The organism is Thermomonospora umbrina, from assembly GCF_003386555.1.
Lineage (GTDB): Bacteria > Actinomycetota > Actinomycetes > Streptosporangiales > Streptosporangiaceae > Thermomonospora > Thermomonospora umbrina.
This window is the reverse complement of record NZ_QTTT01000001.1, coordinates 635,480-661,604: the sequence shown is the minus strand read 5'-3', so window position 1 is coordinate 661,604 and position 26,125 is coordinate 635,480. Positions and strand designations below refer to the sequence as shown.

At 70.4% G+C, this 26,125-nt stretch carries 26 protein-coding genes; 9 read left to right on the top strand and 17 right to left on the bottom strand.

The window, feature by feature from the left end; genetic code table 11:
- The first annotated feature begins 129 nt into the window (after positions 1-129).
- From DFJ69_RS02905 to DFJ69_RS02885, 5 genes are all read left to right on the top strand, one after another.
- Positions 130-1,686 carry a glycoside hydrolase family 13 protein gene (locus tag DFJ69_RS02905; RefSeq protein WP_211328494.1) on the top strand — a complete coding sequence of 519 codons (1,557 nt, stop codon included), beginning with the start codon at positions 130-132 and terminating at the stop codon, positions 1,684-1,686.
- Between the two features lie 23 nt (positions 1,687-1,709).
- The gene (locus tag DFJ69_RS02900) at positions 1,710-2,993 is read left to right on the top strand and encodes an ABC transporter substrate-binding protein (protein WP_116021045.1); all 1,284 of its coding nucleotides are present in this window, start codon (positions 1,710-1,712) and stop codon (positions 2,991-2,993) included.
- A gap of 75 nt (positions 2,994-3,068) precedes the next feature.
- On the top strand, positions 3,069-4,007 hold the full coding sequence (locus DFJ69_RS02895) for a carbohydrate ABC transporter permease (protein ID WP_116021044.1): 939 nt from the start codon (positions 3,069-3,071) through the stop codon (positions 4,005-4,007).
- Positions 4,004-4,831 (top strand): carbohydrate ABC transporter permease, encoded by an 828-nt coding sequence (locus tag DFJ69_RS02890; RefSeq protein ID WP_116021043.1) that lies wholly within the window; start codon positions 4,004-4,006, stop codon positions 4,829-4,831. Before DFJ69_RS02895 ends, DFJ69_RS02890 begins: the two co-directional genes overlap by 4 nt.
- Positions 4,832-5,707: 876 nt before the next feature.
- Positions 5,708-5,983, top strand: a complete 276-nt coding sequence (locus tag DFJ69_RS02885; RefSeq protein ID WP_116026349.1) for a MerR family transcriptional regulator — start codon at positions 5,708-5,710, stop codon at positions 5,981-5,983.
- Positions 5,984-6,175: 192 nt separating this feature from the next.
- Here the strand turns inward: DFJ69_RS02885 and DFJ69_RS02880 are convergent, their stop codons facing one another.
- A complete protein-coding gene (locus DFJ69_RS02880) occupies positions 6,176-6,940 on the bottom strand; it encodes a hypothetical protein (protein ID WP_116021042.1) in 765 nt (254 codons plus the stop codon).
- Between the two features lie 82 nt (positions 6,941-7,022).
- On the opposite strand from DFJ69_RS02880, the gene DFJ69_RS34070 reads away from it, so the two are divergent.
- Together DFJ69_RS34070 and DFJ69_RS02875 are read left to right on the top strand one after the other, a co-directional pair.
- The gene (locus DFJ69_RS34070; protein ID WP_170177523.1) at positions 7,023-7,169 is read left to right on the top strand and encodes a hypothetical protein; all 147 of its coding nucleotides are present in this window, start codon (positions 7,023-7,025) and stop codon (positions 7,167-7,169) included.
- 355 nt (positions 7,170-7,524) lie between these two features.
- On the top strand, positions 7,525-7,821 hold the full coding sequence (locus tag DFJ69_RS02875; RefSeq protein ID WP_116021041.1) for a hypothetical protein: 297 nt from the start codon (positions 7,525-7,527) through the stop codon (positions 7,819-7,821).
- A gap of 96 nt (positions 7,822-7,917) precedes the next feature.
- On the opposite strand, the gene DFJ69_RS02870 is transcribed toward DFJ69_RS02875, so the two are convergent.
- Genes DFJ69_RS02870 through DFJ69_RS02840 form a run of 7 tightly spaced genes read right to left on the bottom strand, consistent with a single transcriptional unit; the run spans position 7,918 to position 14,991 of the window.
- Entirely contained in the window at positions 7,918-9,459 is a 1,542-nt protein-coding gene (locus DFJ69_RS02870; protein WP_116021040.1) for a carboxylesterase/lipase family protein, read from the bottom strand.
- A gap of 35 nt (positions 9,460-9,494) precedes the next feature.
- Positions 9,495-10,757 carry an ABC transporter substrate-binding protein gene (locus DFJ69_RS02865; protein ID WP_116021039.1) on the bottom strand — a complete coding sequence of 421 codons (1,263 nt, stop codon included), beginning with the start codon at positions 10,755-10,757 and terminating at the stop codon, positions 9,495-9,497.
- 5 nt (positions 10,758-10,762) lie between these two features.
- Positions 10,763-11,764: a branched-chain amino acid ABC transporter permease gene (locus tag DFJ69_RS02860; protein WP_116021038.1), complete on the bottom strand. Its 1,002-nt coding sequence runs from the start codon at positions 11,762-11,764 to the stop codon at positions 10,763-10,765.
- Complete coding sequence (locus DFJ69_RS02855; protein WP_116021037.1) at positions 11,761-12,642, bottom strand: branched-chain amino acid ABC transporter permease; 882 nt, start codon at positions 12,640-12,642, stop codon at positions 11,761-11,763. The genes DFJ69_RS02860 and DFJ69_RS02855 overlap by 4 nt, the downstream gene beginning before the upstream one ends.
- On the bottom strand, positions 12,639-13,361 hold the full coding sequence (locus DFJ69_RS02850) for an ABC transporter ATP-binding protein (RefSeq protein ID WP_116021036.1): 723 nt from the start codon (positions 13,359-13,361) through the stop codon (positions 12,639-12,641). The genes DFJ69_RS02855 and DFJ69_RS02850 overlap by 4 nt, the downstream gene beginning before the upstream one ends.
- Complete coding sequence (locus DFJ69_RS02845; RefSeq protein WP_116021035.1) at positions 13,358-14,125, bottom strand: ABC transporter ATP-binding protein; 768 nt, start codon at positions 14,123-14,125, stop codon at positions 13,358-13,360. Before DFJ69_RS02845 ends, DFJ69_RS02850 begins: the two co-directional genes overlap by 4 nt.
- A gap of 29 nt (positions 14,126-14,154) precedes the next feature.
- Positions 14,155-14,991 (bottom strand): alpha/beta fold hydrolase, encoded by an 837-nt coding sequence (locus DFJ69_RS02840; protein WP_116021034.1) that lies wholly within the window; start codon positions 14,989-14,991, stop codon positions 14,155-14,157.
- A 344-nt stretch (positions 14,992-15,335) separates the two neighbouring features.
- Here DFJ69_RS02840 and DFJ69_RS02835 point away from each other — a divergent pair, with 344 nt between their 5' ends.
- Positions 15,336-17,594: a LuxR C-terminal-related transcriptional regulator gene (locus DFJ69_RS02835; RefSeq protein ID WP_116021033.1), complete on the top strand. Its 2,259-nt coding sequence runs from the start codon at positions 15,336-15,338 to the stop codon at positions 17,592-17,594.
- A gap of 44 nt (positions 17,595-17,638) precedes the next feature.
- Here DFJ69_RS02835 and DFJ69_RS02830 read toward each other — a convergent pair whose 3' ends face one another.
- From DFJ69_RS02830 to DFJ69_RS02820, 3 genes are all read right to left on the bottom strand, one after another.
- A complete protein-coding gene (locus tag DFJ69_RS02830; RefSeq protein ID WP_116021032.1) occupies positions 17,639-17,818 on the bottom strand; it encodes a hypothetical protein in 180 nt (59 codons plus the stop codon).
- A gap of 1,160 nt (positions 17,819-18,978) precedes the next feature.
- Positions 18,979-19,581, bottom strand: coding sequence for an SRPBCC family protein (locus DFJ69_RS02825; RefSeq protein WP_116021031.1), 603 nt, complete (start codon positions 19,579-19,581; stop codon positions 18,979-18,981).
- 903 nt (positions 19,582-20,484) lie between these two features.
- Positions 20,485-22,110, bottom strand: a complete 1,626-nt coding sequence (locus tag DFJ69_RS02820; protein WP_116021030.1) for an acyl-CoA dehydrogenase family protein — start codon at positions 22,108-22,110, stop codon at positions 20,485-20,487.
- Positions 22,111-22,260: 150 nt separating this feature from the next.
- Between DFJ69_RS02820 and DFJ69_RS02815 the strand changes: the two genes are divergently transcribed.
- On the top strand, positions 22,261-22,944 hold the full coding sequence (locus tag DFJ69_RS02815) for a DUF1707 SHOCT-like domain-containing protein (protein ID WP_245973960.1): 684 nt from the start codon (positions 22,261-22,263) through the stop codon (positions 22,942-22,944).
- Between the two features lie 60 nt (positions 22,945-23,004).
- On the opposite strand, the gene DFJ69_RS02810 is transcribed toward DFJ69_RS02815, so the two are convergent.
- From DFJ69_RS02810 to DFJ69_RS34065, 6 genes are all read right to left on the bottom strand, one after another.
- Complete coding sequence (locus DFJ69_RS02810; RefSeq protein ID WP_116021029.1) at positions 23,005-23,265, bottom strand: hypothetical protein; 261 nt, start codon at positions 23,263-23,265, stop codon at positions 23,005-23,007.
- Between the two features lie 611 nt (positions 23,266-23,876).
- Positions 23,877-24,098: a hypothetical protein gene (locus tag DFJ69_RS02800; protein ID WP_116021028.1), complete on the bottom strand. Its 222-nt coding sequence runs from the start codon at positions 24,096-24,098 to the stop codon at positions 23,877-23,879.
- 62 nt (positions 24,099-24,160) lie between these two features.
- The gene (locus DFJ69_RS02795; RefSeq protein WP_116021027.1) at positions 24,161-24,394 is read right to left on the bottom strand and encodes a hypothetical protein; all 234 of its coding nucleotides are present in this window, start codon (positions 24,392-24,394) and stop codon (positions 24,161-24,163) included.
- A 38-nt stretch (positions 24,395-24,432) separates the two neighbouring features.
- Positions 24,433-25,200, bottom strand: coding sequence for a sirohydrochlorin chelatase (locus DFJ69_RS02790; RefSeq protein ID WP_116021026.1), 768 nt, complete (start codon positions 25,198-25,200; stop codon positions 24,433-24,435).
- Complete coding sequence (locus DFJ69_RS02785; protein ID WP_116021025.1) at positions 25,182-25,907, bottom strand: phosphoadenylyl-sulfate reductase; 726 nt, start codon at positions 25,905-25,907, stop codon at positions 25,182-25,184. Before DFJ69_RS02785 ends, DFJ69_RS02790 begins: the two co-directional genes overlap by 19 nt.
- 19 nt (positions 25,908-25,926) lie before the next feature.
- A complete protein-coding gene (locus tag DFJ69_RS34065; RefSeq protein ID WP_170177522.1) occupies positions 25,927-26,103 on the bottom strand; it encodes a hypothetical protein in 177 nt (58 codons plus the stop codon).
- Positions 26,104-26,125 lie beyond the last annotated feature (22 nt).

Genomic DNA, 26,125 nt, shown 5'->3' with positions numbered 1-26,125 from the left:
TCTCGATCCGTAGCCTCACCTTGTTTCTTTGAGATGTCAAGAAAGCGACAGAAGGTTTCTTGACGAACGAAAGCAAGCCATGCCACGATCCTGGACACCCGCTCACACCCGACCGCAGGGGAGGCCCCATTGACCGCGTCCTGGTGGCGGAACGCCGTGATCTACCAGGTCTACCTGCGTTCCTTCGCCGACTCCGACGGTGACGGGATCGGTGACCTGGAGGGCCTGCGCGCCCGGCTCGGCTACCTGAGCGACCTGGGCGTGGAGGGCCTCTGGCTCAACCCCTGCTACCCCTCGCCGGGCGCCGACCACGGCTATGACGTCGCCGACTACACCGACATCGACGCCCGGTACGGCGGGCTGCCCGCCTTCGACCGGCTGCTGGAGGCCGCCGAGGAGCACGGCCTCAAGGTGATCATGGACCTGGTGCCCAACCACTGCTCGGTCGAGCACCCCTGGTTCCGGGCCGCGCTGGCGGGGGACCGGGCCGCCCGGGACCGGTTCGTGTTCCGGCCCGGCCGCGGCGACGAGCCGCCCAACAACTGGCGCTCCATCTTCGGCGGTCCGGCGTGGACGCGGGTCGGCGACGAGTGGTACCTGCACAGCTTCGACTCCGGTCAGCCCGACTTCGACTGGCGCAATCCGGAGGTGGCCGCCCACTTCGAGGACGTGCTGCGGTTCTGGTTCGACCGGGGCGTGCACGGCATGCGGATCGACGTCGTGCACATGCTGTTCAAGGACCGCGACCTGCGCGACTGGCCGCACCACCCCGACTACAACGCCCACGCGCAGAACCAGCCGGAGGTCCACGACATCCTGCGGCGGTGGCGCGAACTCGCCGACGGGTACGGGCGGGACCTGACGCTGGTGGGCGAGATCTGGGTGCCCGAGGTCGCCGACCTGGCCCTGTACCTGCGCTCGGACGAGCTGCCGCAGGCGTTCTACTTCGACCTGCTGTTCCAGCCGTGGAACGCCGCCGCGTTCCACGAGTCGATCACCCGCGGCCTGGCCGAGATCGCCGCCACCGGGGCCACCGTCACGTGGACGCTCGCCAACCACGACGTGCACCGCACGGTGAGCCGGCTCGGGCTGACCCGGCGGACCGGAGGGCCCGACACCCGCCCCCGAGGCGAGGTGGACGTCGCGCTGGGGGTGCGGAGGGCGCGGGCGGCGGCGCTGCTGCTGCTCGCGCTGCCCGGCTCGGTCTACCTCTACCAGGGCGAGGAACTCGGGCTGCCGGAGGTGCTCGACCTGCCGGACGAGGCCCGCCAGGATCCCACGTTCCTGCGGTCCGGCCCCGCCGACCACGGCCGCGACGGCTGCCGCGTCCCCCTGCCGTGGACCGCGGACGAGCCCTCGTACGGCTTCTCGGTGTCCGGACGCAGTTGGCTGCCGCAGCCGGACTGGTTCGCCGACTTCGCCGTCGCCGGTCAGACCGGCGTGCCCGGCTCGACCTGGGAGCTGCACCGCGAGGCCCTGGCGCTGCGGCACCGCTTCGCCGGACGGCTGGAATGGCTGCCGTCCCCACGCGAGGACGTGCTGGTCTTCCGGCGCGGTGACCTGGTGTGCGTCACCGTGTTCGGCGCCGAGCCCCACCTCGTCCCCTGGACCCGCCCACTGATCTCCTCCACCCCGGCGGCCCCCGGTCAGGTCGCGGGCGAATCCACGACCTGGTTCCAGGTCTGACCACCCCACAAGGAGAACCTCTCGTGAAGAAGCTGAGGATCGCGGCGGCCCTGGCCGCCGCCGCCCTGGCCGCCACCGCCTGCGGCGGCGGATCCGGCGACGGCGCCCAGACCCTGACCATCTGGCACTACGAGGACCCCGAGGGCGGCATCGGCAAGGCGTGGACCGAGGCCATCGCCGAGTTCCGCAAGACCCATCCCGACGTCACCGTCGAGTTCGAGGAGAAGAGCTTCGAACAGATGCAGAAGACGGCGCCGATGGTCCTCAACTCCGACGGCGCGCCCGACGTCATGGAGTACAACAAGGGCAACGCCACCACCGGGCTCCTGGCCAGGCAGGGCCTGCTCACCGACCTGACCGGGGAGGTGACGAAGCGGGGCTGGGACAAGCTGCTCGCGCCGTCCCTGCAGACCACGGCCAAGTACGACGCCAAGGGCGTCATGGGCGGCGACAAGTGGTACGGCGTCCCCAACTACGCCGAGTACGTGATGGTCTACTACAACAAGGACCTGTTCGAGAAGCACGACGTCAAGGTCCCCACCACGCTGGAGGAGTTCACCGCCGGGCTCGACACGTTCACCAAGGCGGGCGTCACTCCGATCGCCATGGCGGGCAACGAGTACCCCGGTCAGCACCTGTTCTACGAGTTCGTCCTCAACCGGGCCCAGCGGTCATGGGTGGACGACTACCAGCGCTACACCGGCAAGGTCGACTTCAACGGCCCCGAGCTGGCGGGCGCCGCCCAGACGTTCGCCGACTGGGTCTCCAAGGGCTACCTGGCCAAGGACTCCGCGGGCATCAAGGCCGAGGCCATGGGCACCGCGTGGATGGCCGGCAAGTACCCCGTCGTGATCTCCGGCACCTGGTGGTACGAGCGGTTCACCTCCGAGGTCAAGAACTTCGCATGGGGCACCTTCCTGTTCCCCGGAAACCGTCTGCACCCCGGCTCGGCGGGAAACCACTGGGTCGTCCCCACCCGCTCGGACAGCAAGGACCTGGCGCAGGAGTTCATCGCCCTCACGATGAGCAGGCGGATCCAGAACCGCATCGCCAACGAGGGCGCGGTCGCCGTGGCCGCCGACCCCGGCGCCGTCACCAACCCCAAGTACAAGGACCTGGCGACCACCTATCAGCGCCTCGTCGCCCAGGACGGCCTGGCCTTTTACCCCGACTGGCCGGTGCCCGGGTACTACGACACCCTTTTGGCGGGAACGCAGACGCTGCTCAACCGCAGCAAGTCGCCCCAGCAGTTCCTCGGCGACATGAGGAAGCCCTACGAGGACAACCTCGCCGACATCGGCGGCTGACCTTTCCGTTCCCTTCTCGATGGCCCGCGCCGTTCCACGCCTCGGCGCGGGCCGTTCCTCCCCGAGAGGATTCCCATGGCGGTTCACACCCGGGCCGAGCCCGCCGCGCAGCACCGCACGGCACGGCGGCCCCGCCGCGCCCGTGACCGCGGCTACTGGCTCTTCCTGTTGCCCGGTCTGGTGCTGTTCACGGTGGTGGTCGTCGTTCCGTTCGCGATGAACGTCGGCTACAGCTTCACCCGCTGGCCCGGTGTCGGCGACCCCGAATGGATCGGGCTGGACAATTACCGGCGGCTGCTGAAGGACGACCTCTTCTGGACGTCGTTCCGCCATAACGCCGCCCTCGTCGTCGCCATGGCGTTCCTTCCGACCCTTCTCGGGCTGGTGCTGTCCGCGCTGATGTTCGACCTCGTCGCCAAGCACTTCGGCGGCCGGACCGTCACCGCGCTGCGCGCCGCCTACTACCTTCCCCAGCTCCTGCCGATCGCGGTCGCCGGCGTCGTCTGGGGCTGGATGCTGCACCCGGAGTTCGGCGCCCTCAACTCCGTCCTGGACGCCATCGGGCTGGGCTCCCTCGGTCAGGACTGGCTCGGCGACCCCGACCTGGCCATGGCCACCGTCATGGCCGTCATGGTCTGGTTCCAGCTCGGCTACCCCATCGTGATCTTCATGGCGGGTCTGGAACGCGTCGACCCGTCCCTGCACGAGGCCGCCGCCATCGACGGCGCCACCTGGCTCCAGCGGTTCCGGCACATCACCATCCCCCAATTGCGGCCGGAGATCTTCGTCGTCCTGTTGACCTGCACCATCGCGGCCCTCAAGGTGTTCGGCCCCATCTACGTGCTCACCCGCGGCGGGCCGGGCAACGCCACCACGGTGCCGTCCTACTTCTCCTTCCAGAACTTCTTCGAGAAGGCGAGCGTCGGCTACGGCTCGGCCATCGCCACCACGCTCGCGATCATCATCCTCGTCATCGCGGCGCTGTTCCTGCGGCTCCAGGACCGGAACTCATGAACCACAGAATCCTCCCTCGTTTCGCGGTCCTGGTGTCGCTGGCCGTCCTCGCCGTGGCCATGCTGCTGCCGTTCGCGCTGGTCCTGCTGAACGCCTTCAAGACCCCGGCCGAGTATTCCGCCAATGGCCCCCTCGCCTTTCCCGAGGGCCTCTCCCTGGAGGGTCTGGTCGACTTCTGGGAACGGGTCGACTTCGGCGGCAAGCTGCTCAACAGCATTCTCATCAGCACCGCCGTCGCCGTCCTGGCCGTCATCGTGTCGGTGTGCAACGCCTACGCCCTCGGCATCGGCCGTATCCGGGGCCGGACGTGGATCCTGGCGTTCTTCCTCATCGCCAACACCCTCCCGCAGGAGGCGATGATCTACCCCTGGTACACCATGGCCAAGGAGGCCGGCCTCTACGACAGCCGCCTGAGCGTCATCATCATCTGCACCGTCCTCCAATGCGCCTTCGGCACCTACCTGATGTCCTCGGTGCTCGGCCAATTCCCCCGTGAGGTCATCGAGGCCGCCCACCTCGACGGCGCCGGACGTCTGCGCACCCTCACCCACGTCATCCTGCCGATGAGCCGCTCCACCCTCACGGTGATGTTCGTCTTCTTCTTCATCTGGACCTGGAACGAATTCCTGATCCCGCTCATCCTCCTCATCTCCAACGACAACCAGACCGTCCCCGTGGCCCTCGGCAAACTCCAGGGCGAACGCATGATGGACGCCACCATGTCCAGCGCCTCCGCCCTCCTCGGCATCCTCCCCGCCCTGGTCTTCTTCGTCCTCTTCCAGCGCACCCTCACCCGGGGCGTCACCGTCGGCGCCATCAAGTAGCCCCCCGACCCGCTGCTCGCGGCCACCGGCGGTGTGGCGTCGGATTCCGCACCGCGTCGGACTGGACCGGTACGTCCCCATCACCGCCGCCCTGGGTTGCGCCATCACCCACCTCACCTGCGGAAACCGCCCGGCGCACGGCCCTGGAGGCTTGAGGTCGGAGGAGCGTTCAGGTGCCGGAGGCAGACGATCGCACCGGACGATCTCCGAAAACCTCTGCCGGTCGAGGTAGATATCTGAGGCAGGGTGGGGTAGTGTTCCTGTCATCGAAGAGGAACAAGTCCATGAGACGCGGCAGATGACGAACTGCCCGCACAGATGGATGAGACGGACCGGTCGTGCCGGGGTCGACGCAGTGAAAGGGACCCCGGCAGCCGGCCGTGCACCCGGCGGCCAACGGGCCGGCGGTGGCGCGAAGGCACGTCGCAACACCACGAGAAACACAGGTTGGATGAACACGGAAGGAGGTCGGCGGCACCATCGGGATCGCCCGTCGCAGTCTCTAGTCAGGCCGCGCGGGTACCGCAGCCCCACAGATTGGACGGTGGTCTACGGTCACGCATTCGCGATCCCCGCGCCCCCGCCTCAGGCGGCAGGCGTGGAAGGTAACCGGCCGAAGCGCCGGGTAGATGGTGTTGTACCTCATGGCCCCGGCGCCGCTCATGGCGCCGGGGCCCGTCGTGTTTTCCGGAACGCGTCCGGAGATGCTCCGGTACGTACGCCCACGACAGTACGGAAGGTTTTGTGAGAGCACCTCAGCCGGTCAGGCCCGGCACCGACCCAGCACACCGCGACCCGCACCCCGGGTCGGCGCAGAACGATCTCGACACCGGGCTCGACGACAAACTGGACGACGAGGACTACCCCGCCTACAGCATGGGCCGGGCCGCCGAGCTGCTCGGCGTCACCCCCGGGTTCCTGCGCGGCCTGGACGCCGCCAAGCTGTTCGTTCCGCAACGCTCGGCCGGCGGTCACCGTCGCTACTCCCGCTACCAACTGCGCCTGGCCCAACGCGCCCGCGACCTGGTCGACCAGGGCACCGCCCTGGAGGCGGCCTGCCGCATCATCATCCTGGAAGACCAACTCGCCGAGGCCCAGCGCATCAACGCCCACCTCCGACAGCGCATCGACCAGGACGCCGAACGAGACTGATCCGCCCCGGCGCCCGGCACCGAAGCCGCCGCCGAGGTCCAGGCTCCCACCGGCGCAGCACGCCCCCGGCCGGAACTCCGGCCGGGGCGAGCGGGACCACCCCGCCGGTGCCCCCCAAGGACATCGAGCCGAAGGTCACCCGGCCTCCGCCGCCGGCCGCAGTGCAGCGAGTGATGGCGCTCAGGGAAGCGCTCACCAACGCCATGGATCCCCGCCGCACCCCGAGGCCCACTGTGGACATCCGCCGGCCGGCGGGCGACACCGACCGCCGCGACCACCTGTCGGGAGCCGAACGCCGTCAAGGCGACCAAGAAGGGGGCATGCACACAGGGTGGGGACTCGGGTGGGCCCGTCTACACCAAGGTCAGGTTCCGTACGGCAACCAAGACCTGGGATGCCGTGGTCGCACGGGGCATCCACAGCGGGGGCCGGCGCACGCACGTCGGGCGGCCGGGTGGTGCCCTGCCAGGACGCCAGGTCCAGCAGGCCGGGCCCGTTGAGGCCGTGCGCCCAGTCCAGCAGCCGCCACCCCCGGTGCCCGATGTGCAGGGAGGCGGGGTGGAAGTGCACCAGACCCCAAGGCTGGACCCCGGCACCGGCGGCCAACTGTGGTGCCCGTTCCCGGATCATTGCGAGCCCCGCCCTGACATCGTCGCTGCCCGCCCAGCGGCGCTCCAGGGTGGGCACCGTGAGGTAGGTCATCGCCCGCGCTGGGAGCTTGGCGAGTCCGGCCTCGTCCAGCACCGGCAGGTCGCGAAGGGCCGGAACCTGGTGGGCGGCGACCGCCGCCGTCACGCCCTCGACGGTGCCGGCCTCGCGTGCCCGGTCGCCTAGGTCTTCCAGCAGCATCCCGAGCATGATGCCGTTCTGGCTGAGGCGTACGTTGCCGACCAGGATCTCGGGAGTGGGCACGCCGTGCAGCCTGGCGTGGGCGAGGATGCGGTCCTCGTGGTGCAACTTGAGATGACCGGCTCGGTGCCGTCGTCGGGGTGCAGGCGTTCGACGCCGGACATCGCGCCCACACGGAGGGGGTCGGCGAATGGCCGTGCCGGCGCTCGTCACCGTCACGGCGCTCGTCCTCACCCCTGGAGCCGCGCAGGCGACCGAGTACCCCGAGACATGGCTGCCCGACAACCGCACCCACAGCTACTGCATCACCGACGATGCCGCCGCTCCCTTCCGGTAACCACAGCGAGAGGCGGTCCACTACGCAATGAACGAGCAACTCGACCAGCCGGCCACCGCAGGTTGTGGTGCTGCCTCCGCAGAGAAGGACGCCGCCGTGTCGGCACGTGACATCACCGCCGCCACCGGCAGGGGATAGCACATCGACTACACCCCGTTGACATCACCCGTGGAAGCTGTCGGCGAATCCGACCTCATAGTGTCGGGGACACTTGCCGGCGTCACGGACGGAATCCGTCTCGTAAGTGGTGACAAGGCGATCAACGAACGGGACACCGACTCGTACGCGACCTTCGTGATCGCCGTCGAAAGGTTCTCCACGGCGACGCCGGGCAGGTAACCGCGTCTACATCGAAGTGCGCAAGAACAAGCGGGTCACGACGGACGAGGCGGCCGAACTGAACCCCAAGGTCAAGATCGTGGCCGTTCTCGACGACATCACCCGCTGGCGGCCCAGCCCGGCGACCGCCGGCCATCCCCACTGCGGCGCGCCTCTACGCGCCGTACCCCGACGGGATCTGGCCGCAAGCCGAGCGGGACAACGAGATGCTCGGTTCGCCGCTGAGCACTCGGACCTTATGCCCGCCCGGGGCGGGGTCCGCGACGTCGAGCAGTTCGGGAAGAAGATCGACGCCGTGACACCGGGCGACTGATGTAGCTCGGACACCGCGTCTGGTTGCGATGTGGGGGCCGGACTGTCCGGACCCCCACATCCCAACGGTTCGGGCGGGCGGGAGTGTTTCGGTGGGTCAGCCGGTCCTGAGGTCGTTCCAGAAACCGCAGTGATGGTCGGTGGCGAAGCGGTCGGAGGTGGCGGGGGCCGGGAGGCGGTAGGAGATCATGCTTTGGCCGGACTCGGTGAAGCGCGGCCAGACCGCTCGCGTGGCCGGGGCGTGGTGGGTGGCGAAGGAGGTCCAGTGGCGTCGCATGGTGGCGGCGAGGGTCTGCTGGTCCTGGGTGAGCGAGCCGGGGTAGACGGCGTTGCCGATCTTGAAGAGGTATTGCAGTTCCGAGGCGTGGTAGGCGCCGTAGGGGAAGGACACCGGGCCGAGGTAGAGCTGCGGTGCCTTGGGGTCGTCGAACTCGTAGGCGTAGGTGGGGACGCGGGCGGCCAGCCAATGGTCGACGTTGAGGGCCGGGCAGGCGAAGTTGGCGTCGGTGGCGACCTTGGCGAGGGCCAGTGCCGGGCTGGGGAAGTCGCCGAGCGGGTACTTCTCGGCCACGCGCCGGGCCTGTTCGGGCGAGACGAACGCCATGGCCTGGATGCCCGCCGGGTATCCCTCGGCGGTCACCCGCTTGCCGATGAGGTCGTAGTTGGCCGCGATGAAATAGGTGGACTCATCGCGGGTCGTTCCGTTCACCACGGGGACGCGATGGAACGCACCCCGTGAGAAGGCGTCGTCCAGCGACCGGGGCAGCACCGTGCCGTCCACCGTGGGGAAGGCGGAGCCGCCCTGGTGGGTGAGGACCTGCGCGGTGGGCAGCGATCGCAGGCAGGTGGCGCTCTGGTCGGCGCAGCCGGCGGCGGTGGCGAAGGCGGTCCCTTGCTGCCGGGCGGTGCTGAGGCCCGGCAGCTTCAGGGCGTAGGCGCCGCTCTGGTTGATGGCGGCGGAGAAGAGGCCCGCCGATCCGGGGGAGGCCAAGAGCGAGAGGACGCTCAGCCCGCCCGCGGACTCACCGAAGATCGTGACCTTGCCCGGGAGGCCGCCGAAGCGGCCGATGTTCCGCTGCACCCAGCGCAGGGCCGCTTGCTGGTCCATGAGGCCGTAGTTGCCGCCGGAGCCGGTCAGCGCGGGATGGGCCAGGAATCCCAGGGCTCCCAGCCGGTAGTTGAGGGTGACGACGATGACGTCGTCCCTTGTCAGCGCGGTGGGGTCGTAGACGCTGCCGGTGCCCGACACCAGGGCTCCGCCGTGCACGTACACCATGACCGGATAGCGGCGTTTGCCGTGTGCGGCGCCGGACGGTGTGTAGACGTTGAGGTAGAGGCAGTCCTCCGAGGTGGGTGCGGTGGTGCGCTGCACGCATCGCGGCGGCGCTTGGGTGGCCTGGCGGACGCCCCTCCAGCGGGCGGCGGGCTCCGGCGGACGCCAGCGCAGGGATCCGGTCGGCGGCTGGGCGTAGGGCAGACCGAGGTAGCGATCGGCTCCCGCCTCGGTCGCGCTCTGGACGACTCCGCTCTCCGTACGGACGGTCGGTTGGTCGGCGGCGGCGGGGACGGCCGGCAGCACGCTGAACGCGCAGGCCGCGACCGTGATCGCCGAGCGTCTGACAAGCGTGGATGGACGCATGTCGTGGCTCCTTGGGGTGGGGGGGTGGAACAGGGTCAGCCGGTGGCGCCGCGCGTGTCGATGATCTTGCCGAAGAGGTTCCAGCGCTCTCCGGAGAACTTCTGGAGCTGCAGGGACTCGATGGGGTAGCCGTCCTTGGGGCCGGTGGTCATCGTCACGCCCGGCAGGAGCAGTTCCGAGGCCACGCCCTGGAGGTTGCGCGCGGACTCCATGAGGCCTTCACGCGTGGGGCACTTCATCGCGGTCAGCACCTTGGTGAGGGAGGCCGCCGCCGCCCATCCCTGGGTGTAGTAGGGGATCGTCGAGTCCAGGCCCGGTGCGTACTGCTTGAGCTTGTCCTTGTAGAGCTTCATCTCGGCGTCGTCGTCCCACTGCGGGTCGGAGGGGTCCTTGAAGAAGGCGGCCGAGACGATGCCCTGCACGTTCTTGAAGCCGACCGGCTTGAGGACGGTGGGCGAGGACGCCACGGTGTTGATGATGTGCAGCGGGTTCCAGTCGGTGTTGCGGGCGTCGGCGGCGAGCGCCTGCGAGCCGAACTTGGGCGTGGTGATGTCGAGGAGGACGTCCGCCCTGGAGCCGGCGAGGTTGCGCATCTGCGGGTCGATGCTGGGGTCGGTGACCTCGTAGGTCTGCTCGGAGACGACGGTCACGCCGCTGCCCTTGATGGCCTCGATGAAGCCCGTTCGGTAGTCCTTGCCGAAGTCGTCGTTCTGGTAGAGGATCGCGACCTTGGCGTTGGGCTTCTCCGTCTTGACGTACTGCCCGTACAGGCGGCCCTCGGACAGGTAGCTGGGCTGCCAGCCGATCGTCCAGGGGTACTTCGTGGCGTCGGCGCCGAACTTGGACGCGCCGCTGGACACGAAGACGTGCGGGATCTTCCGCTGGTTCGCGTACTCCATGACCGCCGTGGACGTCGGTGTCCCCAGTGTCTGGAAGATGGCGAAGACCTTCTCCTGCTCGGCCAGGCGGCGGGCCTCCTCGACCGACTTGGGCGGCTGGTAGCCGTCGTCGCGGAAGCTGTATTCGATCTTCCGGCCGTTGATGCCGCCCTTCTCGGCGTTGAGGTGGTCGAAGTACGCCTTGGTGCCCTTGGGGATCTCGCCGTACGCCGAGGACGGGCCGGACAGCGGGTAGATGCCGCCGAGCTTGATGGACGTGTCGGTGATGCCGGTGGTCTGCTGGCCCTTGCACTCGCCCGTCGCCGTGGTGCCGCCCTCTTCGCCACGGCCGCCGCAGGCACTGGTCGCGAGGAGCGTGGCGGCGGTCATCATGACCGCGCCGATGGTCAGATTGCGCATGGCTGTCACTTCTTCTTCCGTGTGAGGAGGGGGTGGACGAGGCGACGGGTACGGCCGACCAGCCCGGCGAGCCCGGTGGGGGCGACGTACATGATCACGATGATGAGCAGGCCGAACAGCACGCCCGGAGCGGCCTGGTTGAGGTCCTGGGAGAGGGTGGGGACGTAGAGGGTGAACGCGCCGCCGAGCAGCGGGCCCCAGGTCGAGCCGAGACCGCCGACGACGATGCCGGCCAGCAGGGTGATGGACAGGGTGGAGGTGAACGAGTCGGGCGAGACGAAGCCGATCACCCAGGTGTTCACACAACCGGCGGCCCCGGCGAGCATCGCGCTCCAGGCGAAGGCGAGCGACTTGTACCAGGACAGCCGCACGCCCATCGTCTCGGCGGCGGACTCGTTGTCGCGGACCGCCTTCAGCGCGCGGCCGACCCGGGACCGCAGCAGACCCACCACCAGCAACGCGAAGACGACCGTGATCGCCAGCGCCAGGAAGTACAGCCACTGGTCCTCGGCCAGCCCCGTCCAGGCGGGCGGGGCGGGCTTGGACAGGGTGAGCCCCATCGAGCCACCGGTCACCGAGGAGAACCGCTTGAGCAGCGGCCCGAGGAACACCGCGATGGCCAGCGTGACCAGCGCCAGATACGGCCCGCGCAGCCGCAGCGCCGGGATGCCGAGCCCGAGCCCGAGCAGGAACGTCACCGCCAGCGCCACCGGGAGGGTGGTCAGATGCGGCATCTCCCAGTGGTGCTGCATGATCGCGGCGGTGTAGGCGCCGACCGCGAAGAACGCGCCGTGCCCGAGGGAGATCTGGCCGGTGTAGCCGATCAGCAGGTTCAGCCCCATCAACGCGATCGCGTACACGAGCACGAGCGTGAGCTGGAAGACCCGGAACGGCGCGAGCTGGAACGGCGCCGCGCAGGCCACCACCAGCAGCACGGCCACGGCGATCGTCGGTCGGTTCAGTGTGGGCCTCCGCAGCGAGGCCCCGCTGTCCAGAGTGGTCGTCATGCGCGTTCCACCACCGCTCGGCCGAAGAGACCCTGGGGCCGGACGAGGAGCACCACGAGGATGATCGCCAGCGGGATGCCGATCTTGAGGTCGGAGCCGACCGCGCCGATATAGGCGCCGGCCAGCGTCTCGGCCACGCCCACCACCAGCCCCCCGACCACCGCGCCGACCGGGCTGTCGAAGCCGCCCAGCGTCGCCGCCGCGAAGGCGTAGATCAGGACGCCGCCCATCATGTTCGGCTCAAGGAAGAGCACCGGCGCGACCAGGACGCCGGAGACCGCGCCGACCGTGGCGGCCAGCCCCCAGCCCAGCGCCAGCACCCGGCTCACCCGGATGCCCGACAGCCGCGCCGACTCGGGGTTCGTGGCCACCGCCCGCATCCCGAGCCCGATCTTGGTGTAGCGGAACAGCAGGTACAGCAGCCCCATCACCGCCGCGACCACGCCGAGCACGCCGAGCGTGCGGTAGCTCAGATCCACCCCTCCCGCGTGCAGCGCGCCGTTGGGGAACGGGCTGGGCACGGACTTGATCGTGAACGACCAGATCCACCCCGCCGCCGCGTTGACCAGGATGAACAGCCCCAGCGTGACGATGACGACGGTCAGTTCCGGCGCGTGCTCCACGGGCCGCATGACGACACGTTCGATGAGCATGCCGCCCGCGAACGCGATGACGAGGGTCAGCCCGAGCGCCGCCCAGAACGGCAGACCGCCCTGGACGAACTGCCAGGCGATGAACGTGGCGAACATGGCCATCTCGCCTTGGGCGAAGTTCACGATGCCGGTGAACTTGAAGATGAGGACCAGGGCGAGCGCGAGACTGGCGTAGATCGCCCCCGCCCCGAGCCCCTCGATCAGTTGTTGCAGGAACTCGGTCATGAACGCCCCCCGATACCCAGGTAGGTCCTCGCGACCTGCTCGTCGGCGCGGATCTCGTCGGCGGGACCCGACAGCGCGATCCGGCCGACCTCCAGCACGTGGGCGCGGTGCGCGAACTCGAGGGTGAGGTGGGCGTTCTGCTCGACCAGGATCACGGTGGTCTGCTCCTGTTCGTTGATGGTCCGGACGATCTGGAACAACTCCCGGGTGACCAGCGGGGCGAGGCCGAGCGACGGCTCGTCCAGGAGGATCACCCGGGGGCGGGCCATGAGCGCGCGGCCGAGCGCGACCATCTGCTGCTCGCCGCCGCTGAGGCTGCCCGCCGCCTGGGCGCGTCGTTCCTCGAGCACGGGGAAGTAGCCGTAGACGCGGTCGACGTCGGCGGCCACGCCCGCGCGGTCGCGCCGGAGATAGGCGCCGACCCGCAGGTTCTCCTCGACCGTGAGCGGCGAGAAGGTCCCGCGCCCTTCCGGCACGTGCGCGACGCCCATCCGGGCGACGGCCTCGGGACGGCGGCGGGGCAGTGCCGTGCCGTCCAGCCGGACGGTGCCCTTGGCGCGGATCGTGCCGCACAGGGCGCGCAGCAGGGTGGTCTTGCCCGCGCCGTTCGGTCCGAGGATGGCGCAGATCTCGCCCTGCTCGACCGACAGGTCGATCCCGTGCAGGACCTGGCCGTCGCCGTAGCCGGCGCGCAGGTCGGAGACTTCGAGGTACGTCATGCCGCCGTCCCCAGGTAGGCCCGCAGCACGGCGGGATCGTTCTGCACCTCGTCGGGGGTGCCGTCGGCGATCTTGCGCCCGAACTCCAGACACACGACCCGGTCACAGGTGCTCATCACGAAGCCCATGTGGTGCTCGACCACGATCATCGTCACCTCGAGATCGGCCCGGATGGCGCGCAGCAGGTCGGCGAACTCACCGACCTCGCCGTGGCTGAGCCCGTTGCAGGGTTCGTCCAGCAGCAGCAGGCGCGGCCCGGCGGCCAGCGCCCTGGCCAGCTCGATCCGCTTGAGCGTGCCGAACGGCAGCCCGACCGCCGGATGGTCGGCCACGTCGGTGAGGCCGAGCCGTTCGAGGATCTCGTCGGCCGCGTCGCGCAGCCGTGCCTCCTCACGGCGCACCGCGGGCAGGCGGAGCGCGGCGGACCCGAACCCGGCGCGGGCCCTGCTGTGGGCGCCCACCAGGACGTTGTCGCGCACCGACATTCCGGGGAAGAGCCCGAGGTTCTGGAACGTGCGGGCGATGCCGAGCGCGGCGATGGCGTGCGGCGGTACCGACAGCAGGTCGGTGCCCACGTAGTCCACCGTCCCCTCGTCGGCGTCGTACCGGCGGGTCAGACAGTTGAACACCGTCGTCTTGCCGGCCCCGTTGGGGCCGATCAGCCCCACCATGCGGCCCGTCTCGACGGTGAATCCGACATGGTCGAGTGCGGTGATGCCGCCGAAGCGCACGGTGAGGTCGCTGACCTTCAGGAGTGGTGCCATGCGGTTTCCTTGGGGTGGTGGTGCCGGCGTCAGCCGATCACTCGGGTGATCCACGCGACGAGGTCGGCCTGGACCTCGTCCCGGTTGGTCTCGTGCAGCAGCTCGTGCCGGGCTCCGCCATAGGCGCGGTAGGTGATGTCGGTCAGCCCGGCCGCGCGGTACCGCTCGACGAGCAGGTCGGAAAGGGACAGCCCGGCGTTGAGCGGGTCCCGGTCCCCGACCGCGACGCACAACGGCAGTCCGGCCGGGACGGTGGACGGATCGGCCAGCCGGGGTGCGGCGGCGTACATGTCGCGCAGCCCGTTCTCGTCGAGGGCGAAGCCGCACAGGGGGTCGGCGATGAACGCGTCGACCTCGGCGTCGTCCCGGCTGAGCCAGTCGCAGCCGGTCCGCACGGGCTGGAACGGCGCGTTGTAGTAGTCCTCCCTGCCGGCGGCGCCCATCGCCTTGAGCAGTCCGTCGAGCGCGGTGGTGCCCGTCAGGACCACGCCTTCGACGAGGTCGCCGTGGTCGAGGAGGAACTGCTGGACCGCGTACGACCCCATGCTCTGGCCGAAGAGGACGATGGACAGGCCGGGATGGCGGGAGCACAGCAGTTCGGTGAGCGCGACCACATCGGCGACCAGGAGGTTCCAGCCGTCGGGGCCCAGCCTGCCCGGCTCGCCCTTCATCGTCCGGCCATGACCACGATGGTCGTTGGCGTAGACGGCGTAGCCGTAGGTGGTGAGGGCTTCGGCGAACGCGGCGTAGCGGCCCGCGTGCTCCCCCATTCCGTGGACGATCTGGACGACACCGCGCGCCTCGCCATGAGCGGGCCAGTGGTGGACGTGCACGTCGAGACCGTCGACGCTGGTGAAGGTGAACATCAGCGGTGCGAAACGGCGTTCGACATCGTGGCCTCCATCGATCTGGGGTGGGAGGGGAGTGATGTCGGTAACATTCACCTTTCGAAGGGCCCCGCACCATCCGCTGAACTACGTAGTCGCTGCGTATCTCGTGGATGATCGAGGCCCATGACCAGCGGGTACCGGCCTCGGCCCGGCAGACGGGCGGGGATCGGGCACCATGGGAGTTCGATATTGTCGAACCAGGTTTGGAAAGGACCGTTGATGCCGGGGCTGTCGGGTGCTGGAGATCGGCTCGCTGCCCCTGCTGCACGCCACCGCCCGAGCCGTCGGCCGCGACCCGGGCGCCACCGCCCGCCGCTCCCATGCCGCCGCTGACCAGCCATGTCGGCCGCCGCCGCGAAGCCGCCCAGATCCGGGCGGCACTGAACGACGTGCGGCTGGTGACGCTGACCGGGACGGGTGGGGTCGGCAAGACGCGGCTGGCCGTCGCGACGATGCCCGAGGCCGCCGCGCGATTCGCCGGTGGGGCGGTGTTCGTCGAGCTCGCCGAGCTGCGCGACGGGGACCTGCTGCCGAACCTCGTCGCCGAAAGGCTCGGGCTGTCGGACCGGTCCGGCCGGCCGATCGTCCAGGTGGTGCTCGATCTCCTGCGCGACCGTGCACTCCTGCTGGTCCTCGACAACTGCGAGCATCTGGTGGAGGCGTGCACCCACTTCGTCGCCGCGGTGCTGGCCGAGTGCCCGCAGGTGGCCGTTCTGGCGACCAGCAGGCAATCGCTGGGCCTGCCCGGGGAGCACGTCCTGCCGGTGCCGCCGCTGGCCGTACCGGACGAGGACGCGGCACAGTCGCCCCTGGAACTCGTCCAATACGACAGCGTGCGGCTGCTGGCCGACCGGGCGGCGGCCGTGGTGCCCTCCTTCGAGGTCACCTCCGCCAACGCGGCGGCGGTGGCGGCGATCTGCCGGCAGTTGGACGGTGTGCCGCTGGCCATCGAGCTGGCCGCCGCACGGCTGCGGTCACTGTCGCCGCGGCAGCTCGCCGACCGGTTGTCGCGCAGGCTGCCGATCCTGACCGGTGCGCCGCGTACCGCTCCCGAACGGCAACGTACGCTGCGCGCCACGATCGACTGGAGCTACGAGCTGTGCTCGGATGCCGAGCAACTGCTGTGGGCGCGCGCCTCGGTGTTCGCCGGGTCGTTCGAGATGGACGCCGCCGAGCAGGTCTGCGCGGATGCCGATCTCCCGGCGGACATGGTGCTCGACACGATCGAGGGGCTGCTGGACAAATCCGTTCTGCTGCGCGAAGAGCGCGGCGAGGTCGTCCGCTACCGGATGCTGGAGGCCCTGCGCGAGCACGGCCAGGAGCTGCTGGGTACGGACACCGCCGTCGCCCGCCGGCACCGGGACTGGATCGACCGCCTGACGGCGACCGCGGATGCCGAATGGTGCAGCGAGCGCCAACTCGACTGGACGGCCCGGCTACGCCTCGAACACGCCAACCTGCGCACCGCGCTCGACTGGAGCCTGAGCGAGCCGGGCGAGGCGGGCGCGGCGCTGCGGATCGCGTCCCGGCTGAACGAGTACTGGACGCTGCGGGGGGCGTCCGGGGAGGCGCGGCAATGGCTGGACCGGGCGCTGGCCGCGACGCCGGCGGACCACCCCGACCGGCCGGTCGCCCTGTCGACCTGTGCCCTGCACGCCTTGCTGCACTCGGACGTCCCGACGGCGACGAAGCGCCTGAAAGAGGCCGACGAACTCGCCACCGTGAACGACGACGACCTCACCAAGGCCCACCGCACCTACGTGCACGGCCTCGCGGAGATGATCCGCATCAGCCCTCGCGCGGTGGAGCTCGCCGAAGCCGCCGCCGAGGGCTTCCGTGCGCTCGGCGACGTCCGCCGCGAGCTGCACCCGCTGTTCATCCATGGAACCTGCATCGCCTACCAGGGGGACATCGAGGCGGCGCGGGCCTCGCTGCGCCGGATGCTGACGCTCAGCCAAGAGCGCGGCGAGTCGTTCTACCGGGCCATGGCCCTGTTCGGGATCGTGTTCGTCGAGGTCGACTTCGGGGACATCGCCCTCGCCGCGGAGGCCGCCCGGGACGGCTTCGTCGTGGGCCGCACCTTCTCCAGCGGCTTCCGCGACGCGTACCACCTGGAGGCGCTGGCCTGGGTGGCGGACGGGCAGGGCGAGCACGAACGGGCCGCCACGCTCTTCGGCGCCGCCGCCACGGCGTGGGAGGCCGCCGGAGCCTCACCGGAGATCGCCGTGGCGCTGCCGCACAACCGGCACAAGCACAGCACCCGCCACGCCCTGGGCGCCGTCCGCTTCGCCGAGTTCTTCGCCGCCGGCCGTGCCCTCTCCGACCGCCGGCGAGTCCGGCTCGCCCTCGCCGAGGACGACACCCCCACCCCCGGCACCCCGCCCGGAGACCTCACCCGGCGCGAGTGGGAGGTCGCCGAACTGGTCGCCAAGGGCCTGTCCAACCGGAGCATCGCCGACCGCCTGGTCATCTCACCGCGTACCGCGGACACCCATGTCCAGAACATCCTCGGCAAACTCGGCTTTCACAACCGCGCCCAGATCGCCTCCTGGGCCACCCACCGACGCCGCCCCGAATGACCCGCGCCCTAGGGCATGGTCGCCGCGTACCTCGTGGGACGGGGTCAGCATCTGTTGGCCCGGGGGGTCTTGTAGACCTTGCCCCCGCTCTCCAGCAGGCCGACGAAGTCGTAGCAGGGGTAGCTGAGGGTCCAGGTCTTGCTGAGGATCTGCCCGGAGTGCACGTAGTACCAGGTCTTGTCCCAGCGGACGGCGTTCTTGTCGGGGGCGCTGTACGCCGTCATCAGGCTGTCTTCGACTCCGTCGCTAGGAACGGCCCCGCGGCACTGTTGATCACCAACGAGCGCGGCGGCAACCACGTCCTCGGCAACGTCGTTCAAGAGGTCAACGCCAACGGGCCGGCCGTTGACTGAGGTGTCGAGCCCGGGCGGGTGGCCATCCCCGCCGCTCGATGATGGGCTCGGGAATGTGCGTTTGGGGGCCGCCGAACTCGTCGCTGGTGTGGGTGAAGGTGGTGACGGCGAAGCCATCGACAACGACGGTGTGAGCCGCCAGGGGTATACCGCAGTGGACGCACCTGCGCCGTACGACCAGCCCTGAGCCGTCGCTCATATCGCTACTCACCCTGTGACGTTGCGCGGCCCACAATAGTCGCCCGGAGAGGTCGGCCCAGTGGGAACGCTGATCGTCGACTGGCGGGCTACATTGGCTGGTAGCCGCTGGCCAGGGGCCGGGCGCACTCCCCGAGGGAGAGCACCCGTGAGCCGTTGTGGGTGTGCCAGCCAGTGCACATGCTCGGTGGTCGCCGGGCCCGGAGTGACCGTCACCGGCACCGGGTCGCCCGCCAATCGCGGTCCTCGCCCGGAATGAGGAGCGGGTAGCGCGGTTCCGCGCGGAGGTCGGCGAGATCCGGTCCGCCGTGCACGCGATGCAAGATAGCCTGAAGCGACGTTTTCCGGTGACTTATCCTCTTCTTGGAAGAAGTCTGGAAGTTGCGGATCCAATGGACGTGGTATATCCGGGAAACTCTGATGAGTACTCGGATGTGGTTCGAGAATTGATTGTCCTTCTCGCTTCCGTAAATGGAGATATTTCAAAGCTCGGTGCGGCAGATTTGAAAGGCCTCATGGTTGAGGCGTTGGCCCGATGTTTCGGTGAGGAAGCGGAGGAATCGAGAGTGGAAAGCGCTGTCCGAACGCTCCGGCGATCCTTCTCGGAGGCGGCCCTAGAGTAGGCGAACCTTTCGTAGATGTCAGTAGGCGCCGAACTTCAGGAATTCGGCTTCGCGAGCGTTGATGGGCCGGCGGCGGAGGGGGCTGCCGGGGGATCTGCGTCGGTGATGTCGGTGCGGCCCTCGAGGTCTTGCCGTCACCTTGAACCGTGGCCTGCACCGCCACGCGCCCCGGGCCCGGCCCCTCCCCGCCCGGCCGACTCCGGACGGCTCTCACCCGAACCCTTCGGGAAGGCCGGGGTCGATGGGCGGTTCCTCGCCGAAGGCGGTGATCTGGACGGCCAGCGGCACCGGGGTCTCGGCGAGCGGTTGGGAGCCGAAGACGCCGATCAGCCTGCCCGCGCGGTCGATCGCCTGCCGCTGGTAGCGCCCGTCCACCCAGATCTCCTCGGCGTCGGCGGCGGCCAAGACCTCCTCGGCCGTCGCGGTGCCCGAGCGCCTGAGGGTTCGGCGGGTTCCGGCGGGATGCCTTTCCAGAAAGAACCGGAGCTGCTCCAAGAAGCAGCGCCAACCTTCACCGATCTCGTTGTAGCCGTCGTCGCCCGGCGCGGGCTCGGCCTCGGTCGTCACGATCCGCACGATCGTCGAAGCGCCCGAGGCGGCCAGTTCGATGCGTTGTCCGGGCTCCAGCTCGATCCGGTCCGGCCCGTGGCGCTCGGCGTGCTCGACGAAGATGTACCCGATCTCCGCGTCCAGCCCTTCGTGCTCCCACCCGAACCACTGGCGGATCCGCTCGGGCTCCGTCAGCGCCCGCCACACCACGTCCCGGGCAACATCCATCGCCACCTCGACCCGAAACGGCTCAAGCCCGTCCATGGCCACTCCCTTCGGTCCCGCATCACGCCCATCGTCCCCGGCGGCGGCACGTTGCGTCCAGGACAGAGCACCGCCCACGAGGCGTCGCGGAGGCCGTCGACGGCCAAGGCGGCGCGCGAGGCGACCCGCCCCGCGTCAACCCCCCACTCGACCGGCAACGGGCCGATCGGCCACCGACCCCTTCCCTGGCCGCCCACCAACACCACCTGACCGCGTATCAGCACCTACACGGCCACCGGCCGACACCCGCTCGTCCGCCACACCAGCACAACTCCATGGCCACCACCTGCACCCGACAGGCCGCCCACCAGCACTTTCACGTGTCCGTTAGCAGTCGGTAAGAACGACATCAGGTGAAGAGGATAGGGAATCTGGTTCAGAAGATGTAGCGCAGCACGTCCCCGCCGATCCGCCCGAGCTGGTCGGTCTGGGTGAGGGTCCAGGTGGTGAAGAAGATCGCCCATCCGGTGGACTTGGCGATCTCCAGTGCGATGCGGATCTTCCGGTAGCGGGCGGCGTACCGGCGTGCGGGCTCGTGACCGCGGTCGGCCTACGCCGCCCCGGAGTCGCTGTCCGGCCACGGTGGCCTCCTTGTGTTTCCGGCCCGGGGGCGGCCGGTTTCCCATGCCGCGTGCGGCGGCGTGGTTTCGGCACGGCTGGCAGTCCCGTGGGGAGAGATGTGGCGCGCCTCTACGGCACGTTCGGGTCCCGCCGCCGTCACTTCTGATCCTCACGCTGAGTGGCTACGGCACCGGCCGCCAGCACCCACCAGAGGAGGGCACAGGTTGGCGATTTCGGCAACTTACTAGCCGGTACGTCAGCCGATGATCTTCGAGCGAGCGGGTCCGGTCGAGGCCGACACGGCCGGTTCTCGGCCGCCCTGTCGGTCGTGGAGCCGGTGCTTCAGGCGAGCTTCGGGGTTGCGCGTTCGATGATGGCGGACAGGTCGAGTCCGGGGGCGAGGGTGCCGTAGGCGTGGCCCCAGTCCCCGCCGAGGCGGGAGCTGCAGAAGGCGTCGGCGACGGCCGGGTGGCCGTATCTGACCAGCAGAGATGCCTGGAGGACGAGGGCCATGCGCTCGGCGATGCGGCGGGCTCGGGACTCGATGTCGGTGGGGTCGGTGAGCGAGTCCTTGAGCCGGCGGACGGCCTCGTCGAGGTGCGTGTCGGCCCCGGCGGCGAGGTCGGTCTCGTTGAAGAACGCCTCGACGGTCTCGGGCTCCTTGGCCATGGCCCGTAGGAGATCCAGAGCGGCGACGTTGCCGGAGCCCTCCCAGATGGAGTTGAGGGGGGACTCGCGGAAGAGGCGGGGCATGCCGGACTCCTCCACGTAGCCGTTGCCGCCCAGGCACTCCAGGGACTCGGCGGCGTGGGCGGGCCAGCGCTTGGTGACCCAGTACTTGCCGACGGCCAGGCCGAGGCGCTTGAAGGCGGTCTCGGAGGCGTCGCCCCGTACCGAGCGGTCGGTGGCGCCCGCCAGGCGCATCATGAGGACGGTGGCGGCCTCGGACTCGACGGCCAGGTCGGCGAGGACGTTGCGCATCAGCGGTCGGTCGGCGAGGTAGGCCCCGAACGCCTTGCGGTGGGCGGCGTGGTGGGCGGCGGTGATGACGCCCTGCCGCATTCCGGCGGCGGCGCCGATGAGGCAGTCCAACCGGGTGAGGTTGACCATCTCGATGATGGTGCGGACCCCGCGGCCCTCCTCGCCGACGCGCCAGGCCAGCGCCTGGTCGTACTCGATCTCGGAGGAGGCGTTGGAACGGTTGCCGAGCTTGTCCTTGAGCCGCATCAGCCGCAGCGGGTTGAGCCTCCCGTCCGGCAGGACGCGCGGGACCAGGAAACAGGTGAGCCCGCCGGGCGCCTTCGCCAGGGTGAGGAAGACGTCGCACATCGGCGCGCTGGTGAACCACTTGTGCCCGACGAGCCGGTACGAGCCGTCGGTCTGGGGTGTGGCGGTGGTGGTGTTGGCGCGGACGTCGGACCCGCCCTGCTTCTCGGTCATCGACATGCCCGCCAGCAGCGCCGACTTGCTCAGCGGCGGCCGCAGCCCGGTGTCGTAGGCTCGTTCGGTGAGGAGGGGCTCGTACCGGGCGGCCAGCTCGGGCTCGCGGCGGAGCGCGGGGACGGCCGCGTACGTCATGGAGATCGGGCAGCCGTGGCCCGCGTCGACCCGCCATGCGTAGAACTTGGCGGCCCGCGCCACGTGCGCGCCCTCCCGGGGGTCCGCCCAGGGGGCGCCGTGCAGGCCGCGGGTGACGGCCACGGTCATCAGCTCGTGCCAGGCGGGGTGGAACTCCACCTCGTCGACGCGGTGGCCGTAGCGGTCGTGCGTGTGGAGCACCGGCGGGTGCTCGTTGGCCAGCCGGCCCCACTCCTGGGCCTGCCAGGTGCCCGCGAGCCGTCCCAGCTCGTGGACCTCGGTCGCCGCCCACGCGGCGCCCTCCCGGGCCAGGCCGTCCAGCAGCGCCGGGTCGTCGGCGAGGTCGTGGCCTTCCAGCGGGGGGACCTGGTTGAACACGTCGTGCGTCATGGGGGCTGCTCCTGGGCCGGTGCGCTGCTCGCCCTCACCATACAGAACGAGATTCGGGCGGTGGTCCGTACCGGGTCCTCCTGAAGGGAGAGGGTGATCTCGTCCGCGGGTCGGAGGGGGCGGGGCCCTCGGGGCCGTAGCTTGAGAGACATGAGTCACTCCGCCCCGCAGCCGGGTCCGCCGAAGCCGCCGCCGCGGCCCCACGGCCCCGCCATGCCCGCCGGCCCCGCCGGATCGGTGCGCGCCTCGGACGCCGAGCGCGAGGCCGTCGTGGAGTTGCTGCGGATCGCCTCCGTGGAGGGGCGGCTGACGTTCGCCGAGCTGACCGAGCGCTGTCAGGCGGCGTACTGCGCCGCCACGCGCGGGGAGCTGGAGCGGGTGACCTCGGACCTGCCGGGCGTGGGGGCCCCGGGCGCCGATCCCGCGCCGCGGCTGGAGACCCGACGCTTCTCCGCCGTCATGGGGGACGCCAGGGAACGCGTCATCGGCCGGATCGAGGAGGAGCTCAACGTCCTGTCGGTGATGGGCGACCTGGTGCTGGACCTGCGGGACGCCCAGGTGCCGCGCGGCGAGGTGACCATCGTCGCCACCGCGGTGATGGGCGACGTCAAGATCATCGTGCCGGACGGGGTGGAGGTCCGGATGAGCGGCTACGGGGTGATGGGCGACCGCCGCGTCCGCACCCGCCGTCCCGAGCCCGGCTGCGTCGTCCCGGTGGTCCACGTCCGCGCCCAGGCGGTGATGGGCGACATCAAGATCGTCGACGACGAGCACGACGGTCGCGCGCGCCGCGCGTTCACCTCGTGGTGGGAGGACCGCAAGTCCCGACACTGACCCCCGCCGAGGAGGGCGGCCGCCGCCGGAACGACGGCGGGCCGCCGGGCCTCCGGAGGGTCAGGCCGCCCCGCGACGGCGGACGGCGCGTGCGCCCAGCCACGCGGTGTACGCGGCCACTCCGGCCAGGCCCGCGCGACGGGTGCGCGCACCGGCCACGGCCAGGCCGAGGGCCAGCTCGGTCGCTCCGTTGGTGTAGATCCAGCGCCGGGTGTCCTCGGGGAACGCCACCCGCGAGATCGGCTCGAACAGCCGGGGCGCGGCGAAGTGCAGCGCCCCGGTGCCGGCGAGGAGCAGACCGGCCTTCTTGTTGAGGGACATCGGTTTCCTTTCGTGGTGAACACCTGATCGTCCAGGCCGAAGGTGGGCCCGCCACCGGTCGTTGGCCGCCGGGCTCGTTCGCGGCCTTCGCGGCGTCCCGCCCGAGGTCCGGCGACGGCGTCCGGCTTCGCGAGGTCACGGTCCCCGGCCCCGCCGCCCGCGCAGGGCCGGGCGGGCCCGGCGCCGACGACGATCACGTCGTGGTCGGGCCGGGCCATGGGCGGTTGTGCCACGGGACCCCTTCGGCCGTCGGGATACCGACGGTATTCGCCAGTTGTAACCAGTGTCAATAGCCTGATGATCATAGCTCTGACGTGCGTGAACGTCTCGGGGATCGAGATACCGTCGGAGGTTGGAGTGCCGACATGGCGCGGCTGACCCCGGCGGAGAGCCAGGCGCGGACTGATCGCCACGGCCCGGCGGCTGGTCCTGCGCGACGCTCACCACGCGACCGCGCTGGAGAAGATCGCCGAGGCGGCCGGGTTCTCCAAGGGCGCCGTCCACTCCGACTTCGCCACGGGGCTGCGTCGCGCGGTCGACCCTACGGTGTCACCGGCCGACATGATCGGTCTCGTCTTCGTCGGTCCGGGGGACCGCCGCGCTGAACGGGGTCACGCCTCCTTGCGGCGGCCGCCGTACTTCTTGTGCACCGCCTGTTTGGAGACCCCGAGGGACTCGGCGATCCGGATCCAGGGCGTGCCCTGGGCGCGCGCACGCCGGACCTGGACGGCCTCGAGGCGCTCGGCCCGACGGCGCAGCTCGGCGACCGCGGTGAGCGCTTTGAGCGGGTCGTCGTCACCGGTCGCCTGCGTCAGGCGTACGAGATCCTCCACGGGGTCCACCCTGGGTGACCGACCCTCGCCGGTCAAGCCACTTTCCGCTGACCGTCAGGGGATCACCTGCTGTCGTCGCCGCGCTCCGCCTCGCGGACACCCTCCTCGGTGGGCGGCAGGGAGTCCGGCGCGCCGTCCACACCGGGGACGCCGGTGCCCGACACGCCCTCCGCCTCCTTCTCCCGCTCCACCTCCGGGACGGTGCCGCCGCGCGCGTCGGATCCGCGGTTCACCGGAGCGAACCGGCGGTCGTGGGGCTCCGCAGGGGCGTGACCGACATCGTCGCGTTCGCTCATACGGTGCGCGTACCCCCGTCGCCGGGAGCCATTCGGATTCAGACCGCGGCGGCCTCGCGTGCGCCGGCCAGCGCCTCGTCGTAGCGGTGCAGGACCACTTCGGCCACCTCGGGGGCGGCGCCGAGCACGTCGGACACCGCCGAGGCCCCCGCCGCCAGCGCCTCCCGCCGTACCTTGTCGGCGAAATGACCGGGCGACAGGAAGTACGAGGCGACCGCCACCCGGGGCGCGCCCGCGTCCAGCAGGGCCGCCACCGCGTCGCCCGGCGCCGGTCGGGCGGCCGAGGCGAACGCGGGCACCACGTCCCACCAGCCGGCGGTCCGCCACCGTCGGGCCAGGGCCCCGATGGTGGCGTTGGCGGCGGCGTCGCTGGAACCCGCCGACACCAGCACGACGGCCGTCCCCGGGTCGCCCGGGGTCACACCCGCCTCCGCCAGCCGCCGCTCCAGCGCGGCGACCAGCAGCGGATGCGGCCCCAGCGTCCCGGCGGTGCGCAGGTCCAGCCGGGGCCGCCGGGTCCGCGCCCCCGCCAGCACCGCCGGAATGTCGATCTTGCTGTGGTAGGCCGCCGTCAGCAGCAGCGGCAGCACCACCGCGGACTCGGCGGGCAGCCCCTGCAGCACCGCGCCGGGGGAGGGCGCGGCGTGGTCGAGGAACGAGGTCAGCACCGGCAGCCCCGGCCGCCGCGCCCCCGCCTCGTCCAGCAGCGCCCCCACGGTCGCCGCCGCCCGCGGGTCGCGGCTACCGTGGGCCACCGCGACCAACGGGACCGCGGCCCGCGCCGGCGTCACAGGTGGATGCCGCATTCGGACTTGCCCAGCCCGGCCCACCGGCCGCTGCGCGGGTCCTCGCCCGGCGCCACCCGCCGGGTGCAGGGCTCGCAGCCGATGGACGGGTAGTCGTCGTAGTGCAGCGGGTTCACCAGGATCCCGTTGTCGGAGATGTAGTCGTCCATCTCCTGCTGCGTCCAGTTGAGAATGGGGTTGACCTTGACCATGCCGCGCTTGCCGTCCCACTCGATGACCTTGCGGTCGCGGCGGCTGGAGGTCTCCTCGCGGCGGATGCCGCTGAACCAGGCCATGTAGCCCTCCAGCGCCCGTCCGAGCGGCTCCACCTTGCGCAGGAAGCAGCACAGGTCCGGGTTGCGCCCGTTCAGCCGGGGGCCGAGCGCGGCCTCCTGCTCCTCCACAGTGCGGGTCGGCATCACGTTGATGACGTTCACCGGGTACACGGCCTCGACGGCGTCGCGCGTGCCGATGGTCTCCGCGAAGTGGTAGCCGGTGTCCACGAAGAGCACGTCGATCCCGGGCTTCACCTTGGACACCAGATGGATCAACGCCGCGTCCGACATCGAGGAGGTCAGGCAGATGCGGTCGCCGAAGGTGGCCGAGGCCCAGCGGATGACCTCCAGCGCGGAGGCGTCCTTCAGGGCCTCCGCCGCGGACTCGGCGACGTCGCGCAGATCCAGGGTCGGTCTGTCGGTCGGGGTCTCCAGAACGGTGGTGGGGGACATGCGGGCTCCAATCCCGAGATCACTGCACGCCGCGGTCGTGGGAGGGCCCGGCGGTGCCGGGGGCCCCCACTCCGAGGAACTTCAGTCGGAAGGCGCGGACGCAGGCACGGCAGTACCAGCTCCCGTCGCCCTCGAGGGGCTCCAGATCCTCATCGCCGCAGTACGGGCAGTAGAACGGCGCGGCGCGTTCGCTCATTTCCGCCTCAGGTGTCTCATGT